6 protein-coding genes are annotated in these 3,992 nt (G+C 68.5%); all 6 read right to left on the bottom strand.

All coding sequences use genetic code 11. The features are described from left to right. A partial coding sequence (locus tag ACYVD1_RS34470) for an ArsR/SmtB family transcription factor (protein WP_460778675.1) occupies positions 1 to 550 on the bottom strand: 550 nt, incomplete at its 3' end. 100 nt (positions 551 to 650) lie between these two features. Continuing rightward, entirely contained in the window at positions 651 to 1,310 is a 660-nt protein-coding gene (locus ACYVD1_RS34465) for a hypothetical protein (protein ID WP_460778674.1), read from the bottom strand. Positions 1,311 to 1,416: 106 nt separating this feature from the next. Continuing rightward, positions 1,417 to 2,022: a hypothetical protein gene (locus ACYVD1_RS34460; RefSeq protein WP_460778673.1), complete on the bottom strand. Its 606-nt coding sequence runs from the start codon at positions 2,020 to 2,022 to the stop codon at positions 1,417 to 1,419. Positions 2,023 to 2,127: 105 nt separating this feature from the next. Further along, positions 2,128 to 2,745: a hypothetical protein gene (locus ACYVD1_RS34455; protein WP_460778672.1), complete on the bottom strand. Its 618-nt coding sequence runs from the start codon at positions 2,743 to 2,745 to the stop codon at positions 2,128 to 2,130. A 128-nt stretch (positions 2,746 to 2,873) separates the two neighbouring features. Continuing rightward, the gene (locus ACYVD1_RS34450) at positions 2,874 to 3,116 is read right to left on the bottom strand and encodes a hypothetical protein (protein ID WP_460778671.1); all 243 of its coding nucleotides are present in this window, start codon (positions 3,114 to 3,116) and stop codon (positions 2,874 to 2,876) included. A 34-nt stretch (positions 3,117 to 3,150) separates the two neighbouring features. Further along, positions 3,151 to 3,348: a hypothetical protein gene (locus ACYVD1_RS34445; protein WP_460778670.1), complete on the bottom strand. Its 198-nt coding sequence runs from the start codon at positions 3,346 to 3,348 to the stop codon at positions 3,151 to 3,153. Positions 3,349 to 3,992 lie beyond the last annotated feature (644 nt).

The raw sequence follows: 3,992 nt of genomic DNA, 5'->3' as shown, positions 1-3,992 counted from the left end.
CGTCCGCGCCAGGCTCGTCAGAGCCGGAGGCCGGGCGGCGGGTGCCGGCGGGCGGCGCGGCCGTGGCCGGCACTGGGGGATCCCCGGCCGGCCCGGTGCCGGTGCCGTTCATCCCGGGACCGTCCCCGCACGGGTAGGCGGTGCCTGGGGCGGCGCCGTCGGCGTCCGACACGTGCCCGGTGCCGTCGGCCCCGGCCTGCACGGGGGCGGGCCCTGCCAGACCGTGCCCAGGGTGCGTTGCGCCCGAGGGCTCGGACTCGGCGCGGTCGGGCTCGCTGTCGGCCTGCGGACTCGGCACCTCGTCGGCGGTGCCTTGTTCGGTGGTGGCGGTCGGTGCCGCCTGCCAGTGGTCGGGCAGACGGCACCGCCCCTGGCGCCCGCCGCGGGTGCGCACCGCCGCCCCGTCCTGTTCCAGGGCGGGCAGGTACTTGCCGACAGTGGACTTGGCCACCCCCGCCTCCTCGGCCAGCTCGGTCACGGTGAGCGGTGTGGTGGCCTGGGCCAGCGCGGCCACGATGAGCTCGCGCGCGGGCATGGTGTTCGCACTCATGTCAGGTGGTCCTTTCCTGGCACGCCAAACGAGGCGTGCAGTGGTGTGGGTGGTCGGGGCCGCCCCGCCCTGTCTGCGGGCGGCCCCGGTGGAGCGGTGGTTAGCGGGTGCGGGCCAGGTAGGCGTTGACTCGCGTGCGGATCTCGTAGGCCTGCATGTTGGCGACGAACTGCTGGGGCACCTTCTTCGGCCAGCCGGTCACGTGGCGGCCCCGGTCGCCGATCGTGATCAGCGAGAACCTGGTGATCTGGGTCAGCGGGTGCTTGAGGGTCACGGTCAGGTGCGGGTGGGCGCGGTCGATGTAGGTCTCCCTCACTTCCAGTACCGAGAGGCCGCCCGGGGTGAGGTAGCGGCGGTGGTAGAGGGGGGCGGTGTTCATGTCGAAACCCAGCTCTTGGAGGCGCTGGCGCATCCGGATAACCGCGTAGGGGGTGACTTCACGGTCGGCGATGCGCTCGGTCATGCAGTCGTAGGCGGTGCAGTCGACTGCCGCAGCGAACGCCTCCCAGGAGCCGTACTGGTCTTTGGGAAGGTCCGGGTCTGTGACCAGGTCCCCGTGCCCGAACACAGGCATGGCCAGCTCGTCACCGGGGTCGAGGGTGCGGGTATGGGTGGCGCGGAACTCGCGCCGGCGGAAGTCAGCGATGATCATCCCGCCCGGCCCGATGCGGGCCAGGGTGCGCACCATGCGGGGGGTGACCTCGGCGTGGTCGAAGTAGTCGGCTATCGACTCGCGCGGGCTGGGTGCGTGTGTGGTCACAGTGGGTTCCTTCCTGCAGGCGCGCCGAACACAGCGTTTGGCGTGCGGTGGTGTGGGTGGTCGGGGGCCGCCCCGCCCGGTGCGGGGCGGCCCGTTCTGGTGTGCGCTAGTCGCGCAGGTCCAGGTGGTGGCGGATACGTGCGGGTGCTTCGCGCACACAGGCCGGGGTGCCGCTGGAGGTGGTGGCCCGCTCGGGCCAACAGGTCACGTAGTGGCCGCGGTCGTACATCGCCAGGCGGATCATGAGGCTGTCCCGGTGGCGCTGGATGTAGGTCATGGTGAAGGTGATTCGGGTGTCTTCGGCCCAGGTGAAGTGGTCGTCCAGGTGGCGGGCGCCGTCCTCGGTGAGGCTCACCTCGGGTCGGTAGTCCAGGTACAGGCCGTACCGGTCCATGTCCTCGCGCAGGGCCCGGGCCAGTTGGCTCGGTGCCTGGAAGAACAAGCGGTGGTGGTCACGGGCTGCAGCCCGGGTGGCGGTTCGGGCGATGCGTTCCCAGTCGCCAGCGTGCTCGTGCAGGTCCTGACGCAGGTCCCCGTGCCCGTAGGCGATCACCAGGCCACGGAAATGCATGTCCACCTCGTGGGCTCGCCTCACCCTGTAGGGGGCCATCGCCCCGTGGGCAGTGATCAGGGTTCCGGGGCCGCCCCGGTCCAGTTCCAGGAGCATGGGCACGGTGATGGTGTGCTGGGGCCACCAGGTCGTGTTCGTCACAACCGGTTCCTTTCATGGCATGCCGAACACAGCGCTCGGCGCGAAGGGTGTGGGTGGTGGGGCCGCCCCGCCCGGTGCGGGGCGGCCCTGGAAAGCGCGGCCTGCTTAGCCCTGGTACAGGGCCAGGTGGGTAATGACCGCAGTCGCGATCGTGGCCTCGATCTTCTCGGGGCGCGTGTGCAGGTAGTCGAACTGCATGGTGTGTTCGCTCAGCGGCCCGTTCACCCCGTATGCCTGGAAGCGGACCGGTTCGGCATAACCGAGCGGGACCGTGACCTTGACGGATGCCTGACCGTCGGGACGGGCATAGGTATCGGTGATGGCCGGCAGACCTGGGCCGTGGGGAGAAGCGTGGACGCTGAAGGCCGGGTACACGCCCTGCTTGTCGAGCCGCCGGCGGATGGGTGTGAGCATCGGTGTCAAAGCCCGCACGAAGGGCCATTCGCACAGCCAGTCGTTGGCGATATCGGTCAGGTCGTCGGCCAGCTCCCTGTCACGGGGGAGCCTGCCGTCTTCCATGCAGGCTTCGGTCAGGCCGTTTAGGGCATCCTGGGCGGCGATGATCATCCGGTGCTCGCCCAGGCGTCCGGTCGGCGGGTAAACCTGGACCTGGCCGCTGGCCTCGATCCAGACCAGCAGGCTGCCCGCTTCCGCCTGGCGCAGGAAGGAAACCTGCTCAGTGGTGACCTCGATCGGTCGGTGGTGAGGCATACTCGTGCTCACAGCACACTCCTTCTGGGGTGTTGTGTTGGGCCCGCGCCCAGCCGTCTTTGGCATCCACACCTGATGTCGGTGGGCGCGGGTGATTTGGTGGGGTCGGCCCGGAGGTTGCCGCCTCGGGGCCGACCCGCTCAGGGTCGGGTTAGGACCGTGCTCGGTAGGAAGGCGACCGGGTCGGCGGGCCTGCGCCCGCCCCGGTGGCTGCCGGGGTCGTTGCCGGACACGGGGCACAGGGTGCTGCCGTCCAGGTGGCTGAAGTCCGGGGTGTCGTACCTCCTTGCGCTGTCGGTAGGGGGCAGGTTGCGTACCTGCTCCAGGCATTCGGGGCACAACAGGGTCGCTCCGCACAGGTGCGGCCTGGCCGTCTCACTCATCGAGTCCTCCATTCGTTGCAAGCGGATGCGGTGGTCAGTTGGCCGGAACCGTCCGGTGTGCGTGCAGCCGGAACAGGGTGTCCCCGAGCTGTGCGCGGTACCGGGTGGCCCGGGTGTGCTCCTGCGCCGCGGTGTGAGCGGCCGAGCTCGACCCCTGCGTGCGGTACAGGTGTGCTGCCTTTCCGCGTGCGGCCAACTCTTGGGCGATCGCCGCCTCGTAGTCAGCGGCCACCTTCCGTTTCCGGTCGGCGCGTGCCCGGTTGGCGAGCAGGGCCGCCGTGGGCGGAACCGGTCGGGCGAAAACTCGCCTGCCGATTATTTGGACAGCGCGCAGTGTGCGCATTTTTCAACCCCCTAGAATGGCGAGGTTTTCTCGTTTGCGGTCCGAGGTTCACTTGGTTGACTAGTGTTTGTCAACCGTGGCGCGAAACCTTTTTCCGCCCGCCCTGAAACGGCATCGTTTTCGAGGCGGAACCCAAGGTGATCTTGGGTGACACGGATTTGTCAAGCCGCGTCTCGGGAAATTTTTCGCGCCGCCCCGAATCCGTGTTTCCGTTTCGGGAACAACCCCATAGCAACTTGGCCGGTGCGGGGTTGTCAACTCGTGTCGCCGGTTTCTCGAGAACTTTTTCGGCGCGCGTTCGCCAGAAAAAGAATCGCGCACGCGCACCCACGCGCGCGTGGGGCCGGCGCCGGAGCATGGGCGGCGCCGGACTGGGTGATCATGATGTGCATGCGAAACGCCGTTGTGGGTGATCACCACAACCCAAGACAATGGCTTGAGTTTTATTTATAAGGTGATTTTTTGGTTTTGAGGGGGGAAGAGAAAGGGGGAAGGGGAGGGAGGGGAGAGAAAGAAGGGGGCGGGGGGGGCCG

This window comes from Nocardiopsis nanhaiensis, from assembly GCF_054778635.1.
Note: the sequence above shows the minus strand (reverse complement) of the source record. Positions and strands in the feature narration are given on the sequence as shown.